Here is a 20,991-nt window from a genome sequence, read left to right as displayed (position 1 = left end):
TTTTTTTTGTTCACTTTTTGTTTTATACAAAAATATTAGAGTCTTCCCTGTTATTTATAATGTGAACTGTTATGAAATGTATCTTAAGTTTTTCAAAGTTAACTCTTTTTTTATTCTTAATAACGAAGCTCTCCTTGGTTTACGCTGTTGGTGGTTCTGAAACATGTTTGTTTCAACAAGGTGTACAAAGTGTAATGAATATTAAAATAAATCCTGGTTTGATCAAGGCTGATGCTGTGGTTGGGTCGGTGCTATTCAAACAAGACTATCTGTATGATAATGTTTCTTCTCATCAGGCAATATATTGCGGTTCTGATGGTTCTTACTCCTTTAGCTTTATTTCAGCTATGGTGGGTAATTCTTCGTATGGTAGTCACGTTTACGATACGAATATTCAGGGTGTTGGTGTTCGTGTTTCAATGTATTCATCGCAAAACTATCACTCTTTCCCAACATCTCCCACGGCTTCCCCATTTAATGTGGGCATTACTTTTATAAATGAACCTTTTGGTGCAACTTTTGGTACGGGTTATCTTCATGTAATGGTCGAGTTGATAAAAACAACAAATTATATTGGCTCAGGCACATTGAATTATTCAGTAGGTAAATATTTCTATGCGAAAGCAGGTAATGAATTGCTCATGTCCGATCTAAATATAACTGCTAGCATTGAACCGGAGGCTTCTTGCAAGTTTGACCAATTAACGCCAAAATTGATTGAACTAGGTAATGTCGATGCGAATTCTTTATCTGCTCCTGGCTCCACAGCAAACGCAAAAGCTTTTTCTTTAGGGCTTAATTGCGATAAACCCGCTAACGTTAGCCTGGCTATTTCGGGGACCAGCGATCCTGCGGCTTCTGATGATGGTGTACTGAAACTTGATGGCTCAAGCAAAGCAAAAGGAGTAGGGGTGCAAATTTTACATGATGGAAAAGGCGTTGCTATCAATGGCAATCTTCCCTTAGGCCAACTCAACAGTGGAGCGTCTTCAGTCTCTTTGCAGGCCAGGGTTTACAGGACAAACGAAGCGCTGGTAGCAGGCCCATTTAGTGCTGTAACAACTGTCTCTATTGTTTATCAGTAAAAGATTGGGAATAAACGGGCAGGATGCCCGGCCGCGTATTCTTTACCCGCTTTTTATCGATTAACGCCATTAATTTTTTCAATTTTCGTAACTTACGAAGCGCCATCGCCGATACCACCTCTTTTATTTCTTGCTTCTCTACTTCGATAAACCTGCAAAACTGTGGCCCTGCGGCAAATGAGGCGACGGTGACATTTTCGGGGACACCTGATAGCGAAAATGGAGATCTATTTGCGCTTGAAAACGGGACTGACGCTGCGAAAGGTCTGGCGCTGGGAATTTATGACAATGATGGAAAGAGAATAGCCCCTGGTGGTACCAGCAGGGGGTTGTCCTGACAGCCGATCAAACATCGGTTTAGTTACGGTTCAGTGCCCGCTATGAGGCCGTGACGGAGGGGGTAACCGCCGGGAGAGCTGATGCGACGGCGACGTTTATTGGGAATTATAACTAGTTGATTATATTAATTTAGGTCTTGTTTGTTTTCGATTGTCCTAATTAAGATTTTTTATCGCTTTTTATTTTTTTTAAAAAATAATAAGGTTTCCATCTCGTTTGTAATGCGAAATAAATATGAAATATATATCAATTTTTTTTAAAGCTGATGTTTTTTTTGGCGATATTAATGAAGTTACCCTTTGCTTATGCTGTCGGTGGAACGGAGAAGTGTGTGTTCAACCAGGGGGCTTCAAGCGTAATAAATATAAGTCCTACTCTTAATGTGCTTAGCACCACTATCCCTGTTGGGGGAACAATCTATAGTCAAGCCTATTGGTATGATTCCATAGCATCACATCAGGCAATACTTTGCGGAACAGATCCTAATTATAACTTCAATTTTATAACCGTCATGAACGGAACGTCTTCCTTTGGAAGTAAGGTATATGATACAAATATTGAAGGCGTTGGTGTTAGGGTATCAATGTATTCTTCGCAATCCTACCATTCTTTTCCAACGTCAATAACCCCAGCGCCTTTTAATGTCTTGATTAACTTTTCCGGAGTGCCAGGCGCAACTTTTGGTACTGGTTATCTGTGTGTTTATTTCGAGTTAATCAAAACGTCTTCCTATGTAGGGACTGGTACACTGAGCTATTCAGTACCAAACTTCTTTTATGCACAGGGTAGTAATCAATTAACAATGGCTGATCTCAATATACGTGCTAACATTGAAGTTGATGCCTCCTGCAAGTTTGACCAATCAACACCGAGATCGGTTGAGTTAGGTAATGTCGATGCTAATTCATTATCTGCTCCAGGAACCACAGCAAACGCAAAAACTTTTTCTTTAGGGCTTAATTGTGTGAAACCCGCTAACGTTAGCCTGGCTATTTCGGGGACCAGCGATCCCGAGGCTTCTGATGATGGTGTACTGAAGCTTGATGGCTCAAGCAAAGCAAAAGGAGTAGGGGTGCAAATTTTACATGATGGAAAAGGCGTTGCTATTAATGGCAAGCTTCCTTTAGGTCAACTCAGCAGTGGATCGTCTTCAGTCTCTTTGCAGGCCAGAGTTTACAGGACAAACGAAGCGCTGATAGCAGGCCCATTTAGTGCTGTAACAACTGTATCTATTGTTTATCAGTAAAAGACAGGGAATAACCGGGCAGAATGCCCGGCCTCGTATTCTTTACCCACATTTTTTCTCGATTGACACCATTAGTTGTTCAATTTTCGCGACTTACGAAGAGCCATTGCCGATACCACCTCTTTTATTTCGGACTTCTCTACCTTTGGCAGCGCCGTCACCACCATTCTTCCCTCCTCAACGACAATCTCCACCTGCGTGCGGCAGTCGAAACCTGCCTCCAGCAGCCACTTGCCTTTGATACGTCATGAAGCAAATGGCATACAGCCTGGATAACTCGTCGCAGAACTCACCGTAAGTCGGCGGGGTTTATGCCCGGTGGTTTGATAGCGGTGCGGTGGTATTGGTGCAACGCCGTATCGAGCTCGTTACTGGATTTAACGACATGTAATTATAGCAAGAGGGAAAGGCTAGTCTGTTAAAAAATACTCAAACCTGAATTTTGGACCAACCTGAACATATAAAAAAGCCGCGTTAATAAACGCGGCTGAAAGAGATTGTGATCCTCTATGGTTTAAAACGGTCGTCCCACGGCATTAACCGATGCGCCCGTTGTTTTAATTTCTCTGCCTCAACCTTACGATCTAAAAAGAATAAGATATTAACCTCATCGTTCCAGGCATCTCCTTCCATATGCCATCTAATCCACTCGCCATTTTCTGTGGCATATCTTTCCAGCTCATCAATATCGCCCGCCTGGTTGAAATGCAATAAATGAAGCTGGCTAAGATCGCGCTGATAGCGCATCTGCATTAATTCCGGCACGTGCAAATTGATAATGCGCTCAGGTGAAGCAAGTCGTCCCGTTTCAAAATTGCCCAGCACAATACTGGTGTAAAAAAGCTGAGCAGACAGCACGACGCCATACAGTGCTATGAATGTCAGCTGCCAACGTAACCGCGAAGTGCATACCTGCAGTGTGCGGATCTGCCCGTCTGCTGAGGCCATCAAAATCAGAATGGCAAAATAGTGTGCCACGGAGTAGTAGAGTGGAAACTCTACCTGGGTGTGCAGCAGAATCGGTAGAGTGGCGAGCAGTGCCGCCCATTGCCACAGGCTTTTACGTCGAACGCAAAGAATTATCCAACCCCACAGCAGACATAGCCCGCCCACAAGCGCAAGCGCGCCGCCCTCCGCCCAAATAAACAGTGTTTCGTTGTGCGGATGCTGCATCATCTCCCGACTCGGGTTGTCGCCAGGTAACGCTGCCATGAAATGCTGAAAAGCCGATTCGAACGTTCCCAGCCCCCAGCCCTGCCATGGGTGAACCCAGATCATACGCAGCGTGTACTCCAGGGTCAGCCAGCGCTGCTGGTTGGAGCCTTCATGGATAAGTGAATTGACTACGGGCTGCTGAAGCATCAGTACACCGAGCAGACCGCCGAACGCGGGCAGGATCAGAATCAACACCCGTCGCCAGCGGGTGGTTCGATGTAGAAAACGGGGCTGAGCGAACAGCACAGACGAGCAACCCACTGCGGTGAGCCCGCCGAGCCAGCCGATGCGGGAATGGAACATCACCATTGTTGCTGTCAGCATCATGATGGCTATGCTTATCGCCACAAACCGTATGCGCTCGGCTCGAGGCCGATAAAGCCTGCGTCTTGCATCGGCGAAAAGATAGAGCAGGGCGGCAAACCCCGTCACAAGAAACGAGGCGGTCACGTTTACCTGTTGGAAGATGCCGGGTGCGTAGCCGGCATACTTTTCCGCCAGTGAATTCAGCGGGAAGGGTAAATATTGTGGGCAGTAAAAACCAGCCAGAGAGAGTACACACTCAATAACCGCTGCGGTAGCCAGCAGATAAAACAGAGCAACGGTTTCTTTTTCTCTGATGGGGTGCTGCAGGAGGGTAAGGTAAACGAAAACACCGCCCCAGATGCCGGCAAGCCTCGGCAGGGCGATGGGCAAGGCTTCGCGAGGCGACCAAAGAGCCGGGAGGGTAAACAGCAGCGCGCTTGAAAACAGCATTAAAAAGGTGGGGGTAACACGCACCGTTTTTGTAGCCAGAAACAGCCATACGATGAGTCCTGATAGCGAGATAATGGCCCAGCTCAACAGATTTGTCGGCAGGTTCATGCCGTAATCGCCGCTGTTTGGCCAGGGGATATGCATTATTATCAGCCAGTAAAGGCTGAAAACAATGATAAGCGGCAGGTGCGCAACGCGTTTGATACCGGTCTGCTGTAATAATACGGATGAATGAAGATGCATAATCATTAAAGGGGTAAAGCTTTATTCTATTTTTACCTGAGTAGGTCGCCTAATGAACTTGAGTCCAATTTAAGATTAGCTATCTGTCTTCTTTAATAACCATTTCCCGCAATAAATGTCTCGCATAATGACAATTAACTTTGAGTTGCAGGAAATGTATACGGTGTTATTCTCAGGGGGATGTTTTTTTGATGAATGATTCATATCTGGGTGTTATGATTTACGTAATCAATTTCCTTCATAATTAACTTTAATGACAGATCGTCGTTTACCCCAAGTTTTTTCATGATCCTTCGCTTGTGCGAACTGATGGTTTTTTGACTTCGGAAAAGTTCATAAGAAATTTCCGTTCCTCTTTTACCAGAATGTAGTCCTGAAAGTATCCGCATTTCTGCTGCTGTAAACTCTATGTTTTTATACAGCTGCGCATATTTATCGACCATCTTAACGGTCATTGTACTTGTAAAACGACGTTTTTTAAGACTGCTTTCTACCAGTTCGCGAATGTGAAACTGTAATTCGTCTACGCAGAGCATAGAACAGGTGTAGTAGTTTTGTAACGTATAGGCTAGTGCCGATTGTTCACCTTTCAGTAGAACAAGGGTTTTATATCCCTGTTTTTTTTGAATAAGTTTATTTTCTTCCGGCGTTATTTCTCTAATGCTCTCGTAATTTGTGAAGTCAATAAGTGTTAAATGCGCTTTTTCAGATGCTGGCTCTGCTTTATTAATTAATGAATAGCTCCATCCAGGGTTGTTTTTTAATAAATTATTTAAGGCGATAGTGAAGCCGTAAAGATAAATATGGTTTGATAGAGTATTTTGTATTTTATAAATAAACATTTTCGCCTCAGAAAGTAATGGATTTGATTTGTGATATTGTGGCTAATATTCCTAACCATTCAGGAGCATCCAATCCAATCCGAGTGCAGGCGTTCCTTTTTAAGGAGTAAATGGTTTTTTGACTGCAGCGTCTTAGATTGGCTATGCTGGCAATGTTCATACCTTTCGATATATCCAGAAGTGTGGCAAGCTCGTTATTTGTTAACTTCGTCCTGTGGAGGTTTTGGGCTGTTCAGGACAGCGTGTCGGGAAAGAATATTTAGCAGCAAAGTCAGTTAATTCTTCATATAGCGTAGTCTCTGTAAAAATATAACTGACCCCAAGAGAAATTAACAATTTTTTAAAAGCATCATCCTGTTTGGACATCCATACTACAATTTGATAATCCATGGATGAGAAGTGATGTATTGCTCGTAAAAAAGGAATAATATCCTTCCCTGTACCATCAATGCCGAGAGCAACCAGCGCAGATTGATCTGCAATGCTACAAAAATCTTCAATAAACATCTCGGCTCTGATGTCAAAGACATCCCATCCATATTCATCGAAAATATGGGTTACAGCGTTATGTAATAAAAGTCGTGGCTCATAGAGCACGACTTTGGGTCTCGATTCATGAGGAAGTGTATTCATCGGTATAATAGTCCATATGTGGTTAGCGCTTCCTAAGTATCCTTTTTTTGGCACTATTTTTTGTTAGTGTCTCATTGTTATTTAATGAAATGAAGAAAAGCATTGAAAAAAAATACTCTTCGTCTACTTAGTAGAAAGGCATAAAGTATTATTGTAAATTTCCTCCGATTTGAGTGTCTAATTAACTCGGGTCCAATTTAAGATCTGGTTTCATGATCGCCAATCAAATCATCCAGTGGTACGTCTATCAGCGGGAAGAACAATTTTTCTGCTGCGGATGTTTATCAGGAATACGCAAGATATGCCCTCAGCTGAACTTCGTGTGGCATTGAAACGACAGCAGGTGATGTTGGCTGAGAGAGAAGAATTATCGACTGGAATGAATTCGGAGCTGAACTGTTAAGCGCTTCAGAGGTTAAGGCTTCCTTAACGCGCTATGCGCCGGTGTGGGGGTTAAACATCCGCAGATTACAGTTTATTGAAAACAGGCACGCCGGAACCCAGCGTGCCGGTATGATCAGCACTCAGTCACAATCGTGCTCAGGGGCAGGCGAGACTTCGGCAGCGTGGCGTTGAAATCTTCCATGCTGTGGTGCCCAACCGGTACCACGACCAGACTGGTAAAGCCTTTCTCTTTCAGGCCAAATTCTTCGTCGAGAATGGCGGCGTCGAAACCTTCAATCGGTACCGCGTCCAGGCCCATCGCGCCTACGCCCAGCAGGAAGTTACCGACGTTCAGGTAAACCTGCTTCGCCATCCACTCGTCGTCATCTTTCAGATCCACGCGGTGCATGTCGGCGAAATAGGTGCGGCCCTTATGGTTTGCGGCTTTGGCTTCCGGCGTGTTGAAACGGCCATCGGCCTCTTCCTGATCCACGACGCGCTCCAGCCAGGCGTCATCCATCGCGGTTTTTGCGCAGAACACCACCACGTGGGAAGCATCCAGCATTTTGCGTTCGTTGAACACATAGGTGCCCGCGGCGGATTTTGCCACGCGCGCTTTTCCTTCCTCGGTGCTGGCTACAATGAAGTGCCACGGCTGGGAGTTGGTGCTGGACGGGCTGTACTGCAGCAGGGTTTTGATTTTTTCCGCTTCTTCCGCGGTCAGTTTTTTGCTTGCGTCGAACGCCTTGGTCGAGTGGCGTTTCAGGGCGACAGAAATGATATCCATAACAACTCCTGGTGATGAAATTCGCCCGCTCGCGGGCGCGAAAAGAATGCAGATTACAGCGGGACGCGGAAAAAGATAAGTGCAATTCGAGCGCTTAATCTGTTCGTCTCAGACGAACAATCAGACCGGCCGGATCCACTTCTGGTCTTTTTTCGGCAGCTTGTCTACCACCAGATTCCACGAGTCATTAATGAGGTCGGTCACCAGCTCCGGCGTCACGTCGTCGGTGCCGTAAAGGGAAATCCAGTGCTTTTTACTCAGATGGTAGCCCGGCTCTATCCCGCGATAGATCTGCTGATTTAACAGCGATTTCTCCGGGTCTGACTTCAGGCTGACGTGCGGTCGCCCGTGCGCGACCGCGACGATCATGAAAATCTTTCCGCCCACTTTAAACACGTCAAACTCCGGCCCAAACGGCCAGCAGTGTTCGGTGAAGGGCAACTCAAGGGCCACGCGCATTGCGTGTTCCTGCAAGGATTTACTGTCCATCGCTCTCTTCCTGGGCCAGCCCGCGCCACATCACTTCAAACCCGAGCGCTTTAAAATCAACGGCGCGGGAAGGGTCGCGAGTGGCAAATTCCATCGTGGATTCGGCCAGCGATAGGAAAAGCGCATCGCCAAACGTTTTAAATTCATCTGACATAAACACCTGACGCACCGAGCGGCGGCACAGCTCGTGGAGTTCCGGGAACATCTCTTTCACCGCCTGTTCCGTTTCGGCGCTCAGCTTTTCACTGACGCCGATCTGGCGGATAGCCGCATGAGAAACGGGGTTACGAATACCCCAGTCCACGTAGCTGTTCCAGATATTGCGGGTATGTTCTTTAGGCAGCGTGATGGTGCGATCGAGGTTTGCCAGCATGGCCTGGCAGAGATCCTGCTTCAGGTGCAGATAGAGGGCATTCAGCAGATCGTCTTTAGTGGGAAAGTAGCGAAACAGGGTCCCTTCGGCGACGCCCGCGTTACGGGCGATTAACGACGTTGAGGCGGCAATACCTGACTGTGCAAACGCCACCGTTGCGGCTTCCAGTAAGGCCTGTTTTTTATCTTCACTCTTCGGACGTGCCACTAAATTTTTCCCCCTGTCAATTATAAAAACCCTGATTGAAACACGTGCTTTGACACGCTGCAACGCGGAATGTCAAAGATCGAAAACGTCTTGACGACTTTATCATCATATCTATAATGAGTGCTTACTCACTCATAATCAAGTTTACCCCGCGCAAACTATCGGATGGGGCGCGTTTTCGGGTCTGGATATGAAAAAACCTCTCTTCATCTGCGTGGTGTTAATCATGATTATTGCTTCAGCCGCGAGTTTACCGTTTGTACTGAACGCCGGATTTGGTCAGCCACCGCAGGGTGAGCAGCTCACCGAAGTGGAGGCCTCCCCCCAGTATCGCGAGGGGAAATTCCACAATACGCTGCCGACGCCGGGTTATAACGGCGACAAAAACATGCTGGTCGCGACGTGGGATTTTCTGACCAAAAAAACCGAAAACGCGCGCCCGGCCCAGCCGCTGCCGCTGGTGAAAACCGATCTTGCGAGCCTGCCGCTGGAGCAGGACACCCTGGTGTGGCTCGGTCACTCCTCGTGGTACCTGCAGCTCGCGGGCAAACGCATCCTGATTGACCCGGTGCTCAGCAACTATGCCGCGCCGTTCTCGTTTCTGAATAAAGCCTTTGCCGGAGAGTATCCGTGGCGCGCTGAAAGCATGCCTGAAATCGACCTGCTGATAATCTCGCACGATCACTACGATCATCTGGATTACGCCACCATCCGGGCGCTACTGCCGAAGGTGAAGCGCGTGGTGACGCCGCTGGGAGTGGGATCCCATCTGCGCTACTGGGGGATGAAGCCTGAGATTATTGACGAGCGCGACTGGAACCAGTCGGTACGCATCAGCGATGAACTGACGGTGCATGTTCTGCCGGCGCGCCACTTCTCGGGGCGCGGCATCAAGCGCGATCGAACCCTGTGGGGCAGCTTTATGTTCGTCACGCCAGAGCAGAAGGTTTATTACAGCGGGGACTCCGGCTACGGCCCGCACTTTAAGGCCATCGGCGAGCAGTTTGATGGCGTGGATGTCGCCATCATGGAAAACGGCCAGTACGACCAGGACTGGAAGTACATCCACATGCTGCCGGAGGAAACGGCGCAGGCCTCGGTGGATCTGAACGCGAAAGCCGTGGTGCCCGGGCATAACGGACGCTTCGTGCTGGCGAAACATACGTGGAACGATCCGCTGATCCAGCTGGCTAAAGCCAGCAAGGATAAAAACTATCGGCTACTGACACCGGCGCTGGGCGAGCCGTCCGGGTGAGTGACGCCACGCAAACCTTTCGCGCGTGGTGGGAATAATGTTTAAGCGAGAAGCAGAGGGGGACAGCAGCATGACCATTTCCGCTCAAGTCATCGATACTATCGTCGAATGGATCGACGACAATCTGCACCAGCCATTACGTATAGAAGAGATTGCCCGCCACGCGGGCTACTCGAAGTGGCACCTGCAGCGGTTGTTTATGCAGTACAAAGGGGAGAGCCTGGGGCGTTATATCCGTGAGCGCAAGCTGCTGCTGGCGGCGCGCGATCTGCGTGAATCCGACGCTCGGGTCTACGACATCTGCCTGCGCTATGGGTTTGACTCGCAGCAGACGTTTACCCGTATCTTCACCCGGACGTTCAACCAGCCGCCTGGGGCGTACCGTAAAGAGAACCATAGCCAGACACATTAACATGTCGCGTGTAGGCCGGGTAAGGCGAAGTCGCCACCCGGCTTTTTTATTGGCTTACGAGGCCAGTGAAAACCAGCGGCGCCAGACGAAACGCAGGACGAAGAATTCGATGGCACCCAGCAGTAAAAACCACACGCAGAACAGAATGGTGTAAAGCTGGTTCAGATCGACCATGTGAAAGGTCTGAACCAGCTTCTGCGCCAGCACCAGACCCAGCGACGGCGCGGGCAACAGCAGGCAGGAGAGCAGGGCCAGCAATAAAATGCCGCCTGCCGTAAGCAGCGATTCTAACGGGTGTTTCATCGTAATGTTAATCGTCAGTTAAAAATGTCATTGTCCGGCATCCTGTAACGTAAAGCAATATCAGCGACTCAGGCGTTATTGAATAAAACGAAGATATTATTTAGCGAATAAATAACAAAATACGACCCGGCATTTATATTAATATCGCGTTATGTAAATAAACATCTTTATCAGGAAAATAATTTTACAAATGTATAGGTGCTATAACCAATTAACGTGGCAATAACAATGGCCGCGATAACGTATAACACCAGTCGGCGTCCGCGATAAATACCCCACATGGTTCCCCCTCGTTTAATGTTGGTTTAGAAATATTTTGTAAAAATCAGGCCATCGAAATAGTTTTAATCAGTTTTGAATAACCGAGAAGTCATTATATTGCGGTAGATCAATTTTACCCGCAAGACTTTAAAATGAATTTATTTAAGCCAGAAAGGAATTCAGGCTTCTGTTCACCGGATATTGAAGGAAAAATACGATGACCGAAAAAAAATTGTCCCCAAACATGCCGCCTTCCGGCGGGCTGGCATACCAGCAGACCGTAGAGCAGGTGCTTACCCACACGCAGAGCCAGGCCAGCGGCCTGGATCGTGCAGAGGCGCAGGCGCGTCTGCAAAAATCAGGTCCGAACGCGCTGCCGGAGAAAAAAGGCAAACCCGCCTGGCTGCGTTTCCTGGTCCATTTTAATGATGTGCTGATTTATGTCCTGCTGGCCGCCGCCGTATTAACAGCAGTAATGGGCCACTGGGTTGATACGCTGGTAATTCTGGGCGTGGCGGTAATCAATGCTTTAATTGGCCATATTCAGGAAAGCAACGCGGAAAAATCCCTGAAGAGCATTCGCAATATGCTCTCCAGCGAGGCGCGCGTTATTCGTAACGGCAATCACGAAACTCTACCCACAACTGAAATAGTCCCGGGCGATATTATTGTATTACGCGCGGGGGATCGTATTCCGGCGGATATGCGTTTAATCGAGGCGCATAATTTACGCGTGGAAGAGGCGATTCTGACCGGTGAATCTACCGTGGTGGATAAACATATTAATCCGCTGAGCGGCGAACTGCCGCTGGGCGACCGCACCAATATGGTCTTCTCCGGGACGACCGTAAGCGCGGGCGGTGGCGTCGGCGTGGTCACCGCAACCGGTAAGGACACGGAGCTCGGCCACATCAACCAGATGATGGCGGGCATCGAAAAGCACCGCACGCCGCTGCTGGTGCAGATGGACAAACTGGGTAAAGCGATCTTCGCGATTATTCTGGCGATGATGGCCGCGCTGTTTGTCTTCAGCCTGGTGTTCCGCGAGATCCCGATGGGCGAGCTGCTGCTCTCTCTGATTAGCCTGGCGGTGGCCTCCGTGCCGGAAGGTCTGCCGGCGATTATCTCCATCATCCTCTCGCTGGGCGTGCAGGCGATGGCGCGCAAGCGGGCGATTATCCGCAAGCTGCCGACGGTTGAAACCCTGGGCGCGATGACCGTGGTCTGCTCGGATAAAACCGGCACTCTGACTATGAACGAGATGACGGTCAAAGCCATTATCACCGCTGACGCCTGCTACCGCGTGGACGGCAACAGCTACGAGCCGGTCGGCAACATCTACCTGGAAGGCAGCGACGAGCCGGTCCACATCCAGCCGGGCACCGTGCTGGAGCACTACCTGCGCACCATCGACCTGTGTAACGACAGCCAGCTGATTCAGGACGAGCGCGGCCTGTGGGGCATCACCGGTGGGCCGACCGAGGGCGCGCTGAAGGTGCTGGCGGCGAAGGCCAGCCTTGAGCCGGTCATGACCACGCTGGTTAACAAGATCCCGTTCGACTCGCAGTACAAGTACATGAGCACCCACTACCAGATTGGCGGTGAGGAGCAGATCCTGATCACCGGCGCGCCGGACGTCATTTTCGCCCTGTGCGCGCAGCAGCAGACCCGCAACGGTGCGGAAGCCTTCAACCGCACGTACTGGGAAAGCGAGATGGAGCGTTACGCGCGTCAGGGGCTGCGCATGGTCGCCGCGGCGTTCAAGCCGGCGAACGGCGAGCAGGAACTGACGCACGACGACCTGAGCCACGGCCTGATCTTCCTCGGCATCGCCGGGATGATGGATCCGCCGCGTCCGGAAGCCATTGATGCGATTAACGCCTGCCAGCAGGCGGGGATCCGCGTGAAGATGATCACCGGGGATCACCCGCAGACGGCGATGAGCATCGGCCAGATGCTGGGGATCGCCAACAGCGAGCAGGCGGTCACCGGCTACGAGCTGGAGAAGATGGACGACGCCGCGCTGGCGGAAGCCGCGGTGAAGTATGACATCTTCGCCCGTACCAGCCCGGAGCATAAGCTGCGCCTGGTGAAAGCGCTGCAGGATAAAGGTGAAATCGTCGGCATGACCGGTGACGGCGTGAACGATGCCCCGGCGCTGCGTCAGGCTGACGTCGGCATCGCGATGGGCATCAAGGGCACGGAAGTGACCAAAGAGGCGGCGGACATGGTCCTGACGGACGATAACTTCGCTACCATCGCCAGCGCGGTGAAAGAGGGGCGTCGCGTTTACGACAACCTGAAGAAGACCATCCTGTTCATCATGCCGACCAACCTCGCGCAGGGGCTGTTGATTGTGATTGCGCTGCTGGCGGGGAACATCATTCCGCTGACGCCGGTGCTGATTCTGTGGATGAACATGGCCACTTCCGCCACGCTCTCCTTCGGCCTGGCCTTCGAAGCCGCCGAGCGCAACATCATGCGTCGTCCGCAGCGTCAGACCGGGCAGCACGTGATGGATGCCTACGCCGTCTGGCGCGTGGCCTTCGTCGGCACCATGATTGCCATCGCCGCCTTTGCGCTGGAAGCCTGGCTGGCCCCGCGCGGCCACAGCGCGGAGTTCATCCGCACCGTGCTGCTGCAGATGCTGGTCTGCGCCCAGTGGGTGTACATGATTAACTGCCGTAACACCGAAGGGTTCTCTCTGAACCGCGGTCTGCTGGCGAACAAAGGGATCTGGCTGGTGACGGGCGTGCTGTTCCTGCTCCAGGCGGCGATTATCTACCTGCCGTTTATGCAGATGCTGTTCGGCACCGAAGCTCTGCCGCTGCGCTACTGGTTTGTGACTCTGGCGGTGGCGGGCGTGATGTTCTTCGTCGTCGAAATCGAGAAGCGACTGACCCGCAGGTTCCGTAAGGCTGCATAACCTTTTGCCCTCACCCTAACCCTCTCCCACGGGGAGAGGGGACTGTGGCCTCCCTCTCCCTGTGGGAGAGGGCCGGGGTGAGGGGAGAAACAACGCTGAGGTACTCCCATGAAACTCCCACTCCTGTTCGCGCTCCTCGCCTGCACCTTGCAACCCGCATTCGCCGCCGCCATCCCCGTTCGTGTCGCCACCGTGGAGCAGACCGCCCACGCCGCCGAGCGCCAGATCCCGGGCCGCATCGAAGCCATCCACACCGTTGAGCTACGCGCGCGTACCGAAGGCGCGATCGCCAAAATCCACTTCCGCGACGGGCAGTACGTGAAAAAAGGTGACCTGCTGTTCGAGCTGGACGACGCCGAGCCGCGCGCCGCCCTGCGTCTGGCGCAGGCTGAGGTGAGAAGCGCCGAAGCCACGCTGCGCCAGGCGCAGCAGCAGCTGTCCCGCTTTGAAAGCCTGGGCAGCAGCAACGCCATTAGCCGTCACGACGTGGACAACGCCCGCATGCAAAGGGACGTGGCGAGCGCCGCGCTGGAGCAGGCTAAAGCCCGGCTCGAAACCCGTAATGTCACCCTGAACTACACCCGCATCACCTCACCGATCGATGGTCGCGTAGGGCACAGCCGGTTTCACGTCGGCAGCCTGGTCAACCCTGCCAGCGGCGTGCTGGTGGAGGTAGTACAGCTCGATCCCATCCGCATCGCCTTTGCGCTGGAAGAGGGCGCGTTTGCCACCAAAGCCGGACAGCATGCGGATATCAGCGCCATGAAGCAGGCCTGGCAGGCGTTCATTGACAGCAACGGCCAGCGCGTCAGCGGCGAGCTCACCTCAGTGGACAACCGCATCGATCCGCGCACCGCCAGCGTGATGCTGCGCGCCGAGTTTGCCAACCCGCGCCATCAGCTGCTGCCCGGCGGCAGCGTGAACGTGACGCTGCGCCCGGCCAGCGAGCTGCCGGTTCTGACCCTACCCGCGGCGGCGGTCCAGCAGAACGGCGACGGGTTCTTTGCCTGGGTGGTTAACGCCGACGGAAAAGCCGAAATGCGCCCGCTGAAGGTCGCCGGACAGATCGGCCAGCAGTTTCAGATTGCCTCCGGCGTGAAGTCCGGTGAGCGAGCGATTACTGACGGCGCGCAGCGCATGCAGCCAGGCGCGGCCGTCCAGATACTGAATTAAGGAGCCATCATGCTGACGTTTTTCATCAAACGCCCGCGCTTCGCGATGGTGATTGCGCTGGTCATCACCCTGGTGGGGGCCATTGCGCTGAGGATTATCCCGGTGGAGCAGTACCCGCAGATCGCGCCGCCGGTGGTGAATGTGTCTGCCAGCTGGCCGGGCGCCAGCTCGGCTGACGTGGCGGAGGCTATCGCCACGCCGCTGGAGACCCAGCTGAACGGCGTGGATCACATGCTCTACATGGAGTCCACCAGCTCGGACGAAGGCTCGTATAGCCTGAACATCACCTTCGCGGCGGGCACCGATCCGGACCTCGCCGCCATCGACGTGCAGAACCGCGTCTCGCAGGCCGTGGCGCAGCTCCCGACCGAAGCACAGCAAAACGGCGTGCAGGTGCGCAAGCGCGCCACCAACCTGATGATGGGGGTAAGTCTTTACTCACCGAACAACACCCATACGCCGCTGTTCGTCAGCAACTACGCCAGCACCCAGGTGCGCGAGGCGCTGTCCCGCCTGCCGGGCGTCGGGCAGGTGCAGATGTTTGGCGCGCGCGACTACAGCATGCGCATCTGGCTGCGTCCGGACCGCATGAACGCCCTGAACGTCACCACCGACGACGTGGCGCAGGCGCTGCGCGAGCAGAACGTGCAGGGGGCGGCAGGCCAGGTCGGCACGCCGCCGGTGTTTAACGGCCAGCAGCAGACGCTGACCATCAACGGCCTGGGGCGCTTAAGCCAGGCCGAAGACTTTGCCGACATCATCATCCGCGCGGGCGAGATGGGCCAGCTGGTGCGCCTGAAGGACATCGCCACCATTGAGCTCGGCTCGCGCAGCTACAGCTCCGGCGCGCGGCTGAACGGGCACGACTCCGCCTATCTCGGCATCTACCCGACGCCGTCCGCCAACGCCCTGCGCGTGGCCGACGCGGTGCGGGCGGAGCTGGAACACCTCTCGACGCGCTTCCCGGACGATCTGGTCTACGAGGTGAAATTCGACACCACTTCCTTTGTGGCTGCCACCATTAAAGAGATCGGCGTCTCGCTGGCGCTGACGATGCTGGCGGTGGTGGTCGTGGTGTCCCTGTTCCTGCAAAGCTGGCGCGCGACGCTGATTGTCGCGCTCGCTATTCCGGTATCGCTGGTGGGCACCTTCGCGGTGCTCTACACGCTCGGCTACTCCGCCAACACCCTCAGCCTGTTCGCCATTATTCTGGCGCTGACCATGGTGGTGGATGACGCCATCGTAGTGGTGGAGAGCGTCGAAACGCTGATGGCGGAAGGGCAGAGCCGCACGGCGGCGACCGCACTGGCGCTGCGCCAGATCGCCGGGCCGGTCATCGCCACGACGCTGGTGCTGCTGGCGGTGTTTGTGCCGGTAGCGCTGCTGCCGGGGATTGTCGGCGAGCTGTACCGCCAGTTCGCGGTGACGCTCTCGACGGCCGTGACGCTCTCAAGCCTGGTGGCGCTGACCCTGACGCCCGCCCTGTGCGCGATGCTGCTGCGTCCGCGCCCGGCGCAGCCCGCGGCAATTTTCCGTGGGTTCAACCGGGGGCTGGAGGCCACGCGTGGCGTCTACACCCGCATCGTGACCATCTTCAACCTTCGCCCGTGGCTGGCGCTGCTGGCCACCGCAGGCGCGGCGGCCGTGGTGGCGTTCAGCTTTACGTCGATGCCAAAAGGCTTCCTGCCGCAGGAGGATCAGGGCTACTTCTTTGCCAGCGTTCAGCTGCCTGAGGCGGCCTCGCTGGAGCGCACCGAAGCGGTGATGACCACGGCACGCGAACTCATCGCTAAAAATCAGGCGGTGGAGGACGTGATTCAGGTCTCCGGATTTAACATTCTCAACGGCACCGGCGCCTCCAACGGCGGGTTTATCTCCATCATGCTCAAGGACTGGAGCGAGCGTCCGCCGCTGGATGAGGTGATGGGTACCCTGCAGCGCCAGCTGCTGGCCCTGCCGGAAGCGACCATCATGACCTTCGCGCCGCCGACGCTGCCGGGGCTGGGCAACGCCTCCGGCTTCGACCTGCGCATACAGGCGCAGGCGGGGCAGAGCCCGGCAGAGCTGGAGCGCGTGACGCGTGAAGTGCTGGCGAAAGCCAACCAGCATCCGCAGCTGAGCCGCGTGTTCACCACCTGGAGCAGCAACGTGCCGCAGCTGACGCTGACCGTTGACCGCGAGCGCGCCGCGCGCCTCGACGTGCCGGTGTCGCGCATCTTCAGCAGCCTGCAAACCGCCTTTGGCGGCACACGCGCCGGGGATTTCAGCGTCAACAACCGCGTCTACCACGTGGTGATGCAGAACGAGATGCAGTGGCGCGAGCGCGCCGAGCAGATCGGCGAGCTGTTCGTGCGCAGCAACAGCGGCGAGCGGGTGCGCCTGAGTAATCTCGTCACCATTACGCCGACCGTCGGCGCGCCGTTCCTGCAGCAGTACAACCAGTTCCCGTCCGTGTCGGTGAGCGGCTCGGCGGCGGACGGTGTGAGCAGCAGCACCGCGATGGCGGTGATGGGCGAGATCCTGGCGGAAAACCTGCCAGCCGGGTACGACTATGCCTGGAGCGGCATGTCGTACCAGGAGCAGCAGACCGGCAATCAGGCGATATGGATTGTGCTGGCGGCGGTGGTGATGGCGTGGCTGTTCCTCGTTGCCCAGTACGAGAGCTGGACGCTCCCGGCGAGCGTGATGCTCTCGGTGCTGTTCGCCATCGGCGGGGCGCTGGTCTGGCTGTGGCTGGCGGGCTACGCCAACGACGTGTACGTGCAGATAGGTCTGGTGCTATTGATAGCCCTCGCCGCCAAGAACGCGATCCTGATCGTGGAGTTTGCCCGCGCGCGGCGCATGGACGGAATGGCGATTGTCGATGCCGCGCGGGAAGGGGCATCGCGCCGCTTCCGCGCGGTGATGATGACCGCCGTGTCGTTCATTATCGGCGTCCTGCCGATGATGCTGGCGACCGGGGCGGGTGCCCAGAGCCGTCGCATCATCGGCACCACGGTGTTCAGCGGCATGCTGGTGGCGACCGTGGTGGGGATTGTGTTTATCCCCGCGCTGTTCGTGCTGTTCCAGCGCCTGCGCGAGTGGGGGCACGGCCTTACGGACTCGTCGCCCACAGCTCGCAGTGCTTCTGAACCAGAGAAATCAGCGAGCCGCCGTCAGCGATAAACTCCCGCATGCGCTGCGCCTCGCTCTTGCCCTGCTTTAACAGCAGGGCAATTTCATTGATTGCGCTCGTCGCGCCAAGCTTCTCGGCCGACGGCGCAACCTGCTCCAGCAGCCACGCAATGTCTTCCGCCACGGTTTTGTGCTCGCCGGTATGCACGTCCGTCAGGATCCCCTCCAGCCCGTAGCGACAGGCCTGAAAACGGTTAAAGCGGTACAGCAGAAAATCTTTTTCCTGATGCTTATAGGGCCGCGCGGTCAGCAGCCAGTGCGACGTCGCCTGAATAAGCCCGGCGATGTTAATGGCGTGGCCGAGCGTCAGCGGCGTATCCATCACCCGCACCTCGACGGTGCCGAAGTGCGGGCTGGGGCGAATATCCCAGTGCAGATCCTTAATGCTGTCGATCATGCTGGTCGAACTCAGGCGGCGGAACAGCCCCTCGAACTCCTGCCAGCTGTTGACCCACGGCATCTGGCCGTTATCCGGAAATCCCGAGAAGATGTTGAGCCGCGACGAGGAGAACTTCGTGTCCGTGCCCTGCATGTACGGCGAGGCCGCCGCCAGGGCGATAAAGTGCGGCACGAATCGCGACAGGCCGTGCAGCAGGTAAATCGCGTCGTCCCCGGTCCGGCAGCCGACGTGCACGTGCTGGCCGAACACCGTCGCCTGCAAAATCAGGTAGCCAAAGCGCTCCAGCGTGACGTTATAGCGCTCGTCGTCGCACACCTCCTGCCGCTGCCACTTCTGGAACGGGTGAGTCCCGCCGCCGCAGATCTGGATATGCTGCTCCGCTGCCGCGCGCAGGATGCTCTGCTGCATCACCGAGAACTGCGCCGCCGCCTGGTCGATGTTCTGGCACACGCCGGTGGCGATTTCGAGCATGCTTTCGGTGATGTCGTGTTTGACCTCGCCGCCTTTGATGTCGTCTTTGACGGCGGCGATGAGCGCGGAGGAGTCCTGGCTCAGATCGTAACCCGGCGGGTTAACCACCTGCAGTTCGAGTTCGATGCCGAGGGTGAAAGGTTCAGAGGACTTAAAATCGGGTAAAGGCATGGCGCACTCCGTTGTCTGTTGTGTGTTGAGTATAGACAACGACGTGGCGCTCACTTTTCAGGGTGGTATAACTGTTAGCAGGCTTAGCGAAAAGGGGAGTTAACCATGTCTGACAATCCAGTGATTGCGCTGATTGGGCCTGGCGCAATTGGGACCACCATCGCCGCGGTGCTGCATGACGTTGGCCGCACGCCGCTGCTGTGCGGACGCACCGCGCACCCGGAATTACGCCTGCGCCACGACGAGGGGGAAACCGTGGTGCCCGGTCCGGTATTAACCGATCCGGCCGTCATCAGGCAGCCAGTGGCTCTGGTTTTCATCGCAGTGAAAACTACCCAGAACGCCGACAGCGCCGGGTGGCTGCGCGCGCTGTGCGATGAAAACACCGTGGTCTGCGCCCTGCAAAACGGCGTGGAGCAAAAAGCCCAGCTTGAGCCGTGGGTTAACGGCGCGACGGTGCTGCCGTCGGTGGTCTGGTTCCCGGCCCAGCGCGAGCCGGATGCCTCCGTCTGGCTGCGCGCCAAACCGCGCCTGACCCTGCCGGACGTGCCGCAGGCGCAGCGGGTGGTGGAGGCGCTTCGCGGTACGCGCTGCGCGGTTGAGCTCTCGACAGATTTCGCCTCCGTCGCCTGGCGCAAGCTGCTGCAAAACGCGGTCGCCGGGCTGATGGTGCTTTCTAACCGCCGCGCCGGGATGTTCAGGCGCGAAGATATCAGCGAGCTTGCGCTGGCCTACCTGCGTGAGGGGCTTGCCGTTGCCCGCGCCGAAGGGGCGAAGCTGGACGATGACGTGGCGCAGGAGATCCTGGCGAACTTCCAGCGTGCGCCAGTAGATCTGGGCACGTCGATCCTGGCCGACCGCCAGGCCGATCGCCCGATGGAGTGGGATATCCGCAACGGCGTGATCCAGCGCTACGGCCGCAAGCACGGGATTGCGGTGCCCATCAGCGATGTGGTGGTGCCGCTGCTGGCGGCGGGGAGCGAGGGGCCGGGCTAACGGCCGCTGTTTTTCCGTTCGGCAAAGTAGTGGGCGGGCGTGCTGCCCATCGCTTTTCGGAACATGGTGATAAACGCATTCACGGATTCGTACCCGAGCGTTGCCGCCACGTTCTGGACGGGTACGCCGCTTGCCAGCTCCCGCAGGGCAATAATCAAATGCAGCTGCTGGCGCCAGCGCCCGAAGCTCAGCCCGGTCTCGCGCTGCATCAGGCGGGCAAACGAGCGCTCGCTGAGGGCGAGCCGTTTCGCCCAGTCCTTCAGGGTGCTTCTGTCCTCAGGGCGGCTAACCAGCGCGTCCGCCATGGCGCGAATTTTCGGATCGGTTGAGACCGGCAGGCTTAGCTTCTGCTGCGGCATGCTGGCGAGCTCGTCCAGCGTGACACGGGTCAGCCTCGCGACGTGGCCGTCGGGGGGATAATCCACGCTTTCGCGCGTCAGACGATCGACCAGCTCCTTAATCAGCGGCGAGATCGCCAGCGTGCAGCATCTCTCCGGCAGCGCCGCCGCGCCGGGCTCAATAAACAGATAGTTAAGATGCGCGTTCCAGGTCGCCCTGGCGCTGTGCGGGATCCCGCCGGGGATCCAGACGGCGCAGTCCGGCGGCACGATCCAGATATCATTATCCGCGTAACAGCTGACCGCGCCGTATCGGGCAATGATCAGCTGGCCCTTGCGGTGGGTATGCACCGGCACTTCCGCGGCGTAGTCCACGAAGTCCAGATGACGAGCCACGGCAGGGGAGGCGGTGGCGTCAGGGTCATACAGCGTATGAGCGAGTTGAGGCTTCACGATTCTGGCAACATTTAGGTATTTTTTGACAGAATAGAGTATTTAAGCGGGTCTGCAAG

Annotated in this window: 18 protein-coding genes and 1 pseudogene; 9 read left to right on the top strand and 10 right to left on the bottom strand. The window is 55.1% G+C overall.

Features of this window, described 5'->3' with window-relative positions; genetic code table 11:
• The first annotated feature begins 71 nt into the window (after window positions 1-71).
• From ACZ6J2_RS11070 to ACZ6J2_RS11060, 3 genes are all read left to right on the top strand, one after another.
• Window positions 72-1,085, top strand: a complete 1,014-nt coding sequence (locus tag ACZ6J2_RS11070; protein WP_471725717.1) for a fimbrial protein — start codon at window positions 72-74, stop codon at window positions 1,083-1,085.
• A gap of 23 nt (window positions 1,086-1,108) precedes the next feature.
• A complete protein-coding gene (locus ACZ6J2_RS11065) occupies window positions 1,109-1,423 on the top strand; it encodes a fimbrial protein (RefSeq protein WP_471725716.1) in 315 nt (104 codons plus the stop codon).
• A 287-nt stretch (window positions 1,424-1,710) separates the two neighbouring features.
• Window positions 1,711-2,670, top strand: a complete 960-nt coding sequence (locus tag ACZ6J2_RS11060; RefSeq protein WP_471725715.1) for a fimbrial protein — start codon at window positions 1,711-1,713, stop codon at window positions 2,668-2,670.
• Between the two features lie 71 nt (window positions 2,671-2,741).
• Here ACZ6J2_RS11060 and ACZ6J2_RS11055 read toward each other — a convergent pair whose 3' ends face one another.
• The 7 genes from ACZ6J2_RS11055 to ACZ6J2_RS11025 all read right to left on the bottom strand — a co-directional run bounded on the left by ACZ6J2_RS11055 (window position 2,742) and on the right by ACZ6J2_RS11025 (window position 8,599).
• Complete coding sequence (locus ACZ6J2_RS11055) at window positions 2,742-2,912, bottom strand: SymE family type I addiction module toxin (RefSeq protein WP_471725728.1); 171 nt, start codon at window positions 2,910-2,912, stop codon at window positions 2,742-2,744.
• A 265-nt stretch (window positions 2,913-3,177) separates the two neighbouring features.
• Window positions 3,178-4,890: a PglL family O-oligosaccharyltransferase gene (locus tag ACZ6J2_RS11050; RefSeq protein WP_471725714.1), complete on the bottom strand. Its 1,713-nt coding sequence runs from the start codon at window positions 4,888-4,890 to the stop codon at window positions 3,178-3,180.
• A 194-nt stretch (window positions 4,891-5,084) separates the two neighbouring features.
• Complete coding sequence (locus tag ACZ6J2_RS11045; protein ID WP_471725713.1) at window positions 5,085-5,726, bottom strand: helix-turn-helix domain-containing protein; 642 nt, start codon at window positions 5,724-5,726, stop codon at window positions 5,085-5,087.
• Between the two features lie 201 nt (window positions 5,727-5,927).
• Window positions 5,928-6,359, bottom strand: a complete 432-nt coding sequence (locus tag ACZ6J2_RS11040; protein WP_471725712.1) for a hypothetical protein — start codon at window positions 6,357-6,359, stop codon at window positions 5,928-5,930.
• Between the two features lie 517 nt (window positions 6,360-6,876).
• Window positions 6,877-7,530 carry an oxygen-insensitive NAD(P)H nitroreductase gene (gene nfsB / locus ACZ6J2_RS11035; protein ID WP_471725711.1) on the bottom strand — a complete coding sequence of 218 codons (654 nt, stop codon included), beginning with the start codon at window positions 7,528-7,530 and terminating at the stop codon, window positions 6,877-6,879.
• Between the two features lie 120 nt (window positions 7,531-7,650).
• Complete coding sequence (locus tag ACZ6J2_RS11030; RefSeq protein WP_032662927.1) at window positions 7,651-8,019, bottom strand: MmcQ/YjbR family DNA-binding protein; 369 nt, start codon at window positions 8,017-8,019, stop codon at window positions 7,651-7,653.
• Window positions 8,009-8,599 carry a TetR/AcrR family transcriptional regulator gene (locus tag ACZ6J2_RS11025; protein ID WP_039264021.1) on the bottom strand — a complete coding sequence of 197 codons (591 nt, stop codon included), beginning with the start codon at window positions 8,597-8,599 and terminating at the stop codon, window positions 8,009-8,011. Before ACZ6J2_RS11025 ends, ACZ6J2_RS11030 begins: the two co-directional genes overlap by 11 nt.
• A 190-nt stretch (window positions 8,600-8,789) precedes the next feature.
• Between ACZ6J2_RS11025 and ACZ6J2_RS11020 the strand changes: the two are divergent.
• Together ACZ6J2_RS11020 and ACZ6J2_RS11015 are read left to right on the top strand one after the other, a co-directional pair.
• Window positions 8,790-9,892 (top strand): annotated as a pseudogene (locus ACZ6J2_RS11020) (MBL fold metallo-hydrolase).
• Window positions 9,893-9,924: 32 nt separating this feature from the next.
• Window positions 9,925-10,266, top strand: a complete 342-nt coding sequence (locus tag ACZ6J2_RS11015) for a RamA family antibiotic efflux transcriptional regulator (protein ID WP_010428317.1) — start codon at window positions 9,925-9,927, stop codon at window positions 10,264-10,266.
• 54 nt (window positions 10,267-10,320) lie between these two features.
• Here ACZ6J2_RS11015 and ACZ6J2_RS11010 read toward each other — a convergent pair whose 3' ends face one another.
• The gene (locus tag ACZ6J2_RS11010; RefSeq protein WP_013097677.1) at window positions 10,321-10,569 is read right to left on the bottom strand and encodes a DUF1158 domain-containing protein; all 249 of its coding nucleotides are present in this window, start codon (window positions 10,567-10,569) and stop codon (window positions 10,321-10,323) included.
• 478 nt (window positions 10,570-11,047) lie between these two features.
• Here ACZ6J2_RS11010 and ACZ6J2_RS11005 point away from each other — a divergent pair, with 478 nt between their 5' ends.
• The 3 genes from ACZ6J2_RS11005 to ACZ6J2_RS10995 all read left to right on the top strand — a co-directional run bounded on the left by ACZ6J2_RS11005 (window position 11,048) and on the right by ACZ6J2_RS10995 (window position 18,094).
• Entirely contained in the window at window positions 11,048-13,756 is a 2,709-nt protein-coding gene (locus ACZ6J2_RS11005) for a cation-transporting P-type ATPase (RefSeq protein ID WP_471725710.1), read from the top strand.
• A 108-nt stretch (window positions 13,757-13,864) separates the two neighbouring features.
• Window positions 13,865-14,929 carry an efflux RND transporter periplasmic adaptor subunit gene (locus ACZ6J2_RS11000; protein ID WP_471725709.1) on the top strand — a complete coding sequence of 355 codons (1,065 nt, stop codon included), beginning with the start codon at window positions 13,865-13,867 and terminating at the stop codon, window positions 14,927-14,929.
• A gap of 9 nt (window positions 14,930-14,938) precedes the next feature.
• Entirely contained in the window at window positions 14,939-18,094 is a 3,156-nt protein-coding gene (locus tag ACZ6J2_RS10995; protein ID WP_471725708.1) for an efflux RND transporter permease subunit, read from the top strand.
• Here ACZ6J2_RS10995 and ACZ6J2_RS10990 read toward each other — a convergent pair.
• Window positions 18,024-19,145: a YbdK family carboxylate-amine ligase gene (locus ACZ6J2_RS10990; protein ID WP_029741715.1), complete on the bottom strand. Its 1,122-nt coding sequence runs from the start codon at window positions 19,143-19,145 to the stop codon at window positions 18,024-18,026. The genes ACZ6J2_RS10995 and ACZ6J2_RS10990 overlap by 71 nt on opposite strands.
• 105 nt (window positions 19,146-19,250) lie before the next feature.
• Between ACZ6J2_RS10990 and ACZ6J2_RS10985 the strand changes: the two genes are divergently transcribed.
• Window positions 19,251-20,141, top strand: coding sequence for an oxidoreductase (locus ACZ6J2_RS10985; protein WP_422714827.1), 891 nt, complete (start codon window positions 19,251-19,253; stop codon window positions 20,139-20,141).
• On the opposite strand, the gene ACZ6J2_RS10980 is transcribed toward ACZ6J2_RS10985, so the two are convergent.
• The gene (locus ACZ6J2_RS10980; RefSeq protein WP_471725707.1) at window positions 20,138-20,932 is read right to left on the bottom strand and encodes an AraC family transcriptional regulator; all 795 of its coding nucleotides are present in this window, start codon (window positions 20,930-20,932) and stop codon (window positions 20,138-20,140) included. The genes ACZ6J2_RS10985 and ACZ6J2_RS10980 overlap by 4 nt on opposite strands.
• Between the last annotated feature and the right edge of the window lie 59 nt (window positions 20,933-20,991).

Source organism: Enterobacter sp. E14S (genome assembly GCF_055666685.1).
The sequence above is the reverse complement of the archived record's forward strand: the minus strand, read 5'-3'. Positions and strand labels throughout refer to the sequence as shown.

Excerpts from the sequence above, each read along its gene's own strand:
- ACZ6J2_RS11045 (WP_471725713.1), bottom strand. The coding sequence starts at position 5,726 with ATGTTTATTTATAAAATACAAAATACTCTATCAAACCATATTTATCTT.
- ACZ6J2_RS10990 (WP_029741715.1), bottom strand. The coding sequence starts at position 19,145 with ATGCCTTTACCCGATTTTAAGTCCTCTGAACCTTTCACCCTCGGCATC.
- ACZ6J2_RS11070 (WP_471725717.1), top strand. The coding sequence starts at position 72 with ATGAAATGTATCTTAAGTTTTTCAAAGTTAACTCTTTTTTTATTCTTA.
- ACZ6J2_RS11010 (WP_013097677.1), bottom strand. The coding sequence starts at position 10,569 with ATGAAACACCCGTTAGAATCGCTGCTTACGGCAGGCGGCATTTTATTG.
- ACZ6J2_RS11040 (WP_471725712.1), bottom strand. The coding sequence starts at position 6,359 with ATGAATACACTTCCTCATGAATCGAGACCCAAAGTCGTGCTCTATGAG.
- ACZ6J2_RS11050 (WP_471725714.1), bottom strand. The coding sequence starts at position 4,890 with ATGATTATGCATCTTCATTCATCCGTATTATTACAGCAGACCGGTATC.
- ACZ6J2_RS10995 (WP_471725708.1), top strand. The coding sequence starts at position 14,939 with ATGCTGACGTTTTTCATCAAACGCCCGCGCTTCGCGATGGTGATTGCG.
- ACZ6J2_RS11030 (WP_032662927.1), bottom strand. The coding sequence starts at position 8,019 with ATGGACAGTAAATCCTTGCAGGAACACGCAATGCGCGTGGCCCTTGAG.
- ACZ6J2_RS11000 (WP_471725709.1), top strand. The coding sequence starts at position 13,865 with ATGAAACTCCCACTCCTGTTCGCGCTCCTCGCCTGCACCTTGCAACCC.
- ACZ6J2_RS11015 (WP_010428317.1), top strand. The coding sequence starts at position 9,925 with ATGACCATTTCCGCTCAAGTCATCGATACTATCGTCGAATGGATCGAC.
- ACZ6J2_RS11065 (WP_471725716.1), top strand. The coding sequence starts at position 1,109 with ATGCCCGGCCGCGTATTCTTTACCCGCTTTTTATCGATTAACGCCATT.
- ACZ6J2_RS11060 (WP_471725715.1), top strand. The coding sequence starts at position 1,711 with ATGAAGTTACCCTTTGCTTATGCTGTCGGTGGAACGGAGAAGTGTGTG.
- nfsB (WP_471725711.1), bottom strand. The coding sequence starts at position 7,530 with ATGGATATCATTTCTGTCGCCCTGAAACGCCACTCGACCAAGGCGTTC.
- ACZ6J2_RS11005 (WP_471725710.1), top strand. The coding sequence starts at position 11,048 with ATGACCGAAAAAAAATTGTCCCCAAACATGCCGCCTTCCGGCGGGCTG.
- ACZ6J2_RS10985 (WP_422714827.1), top strand. The coding sequence starts at position 19,251 with ATGTCTGACAATCCAGTGATTGCGCTGATTGGGCCTGGCGCAATTGGG.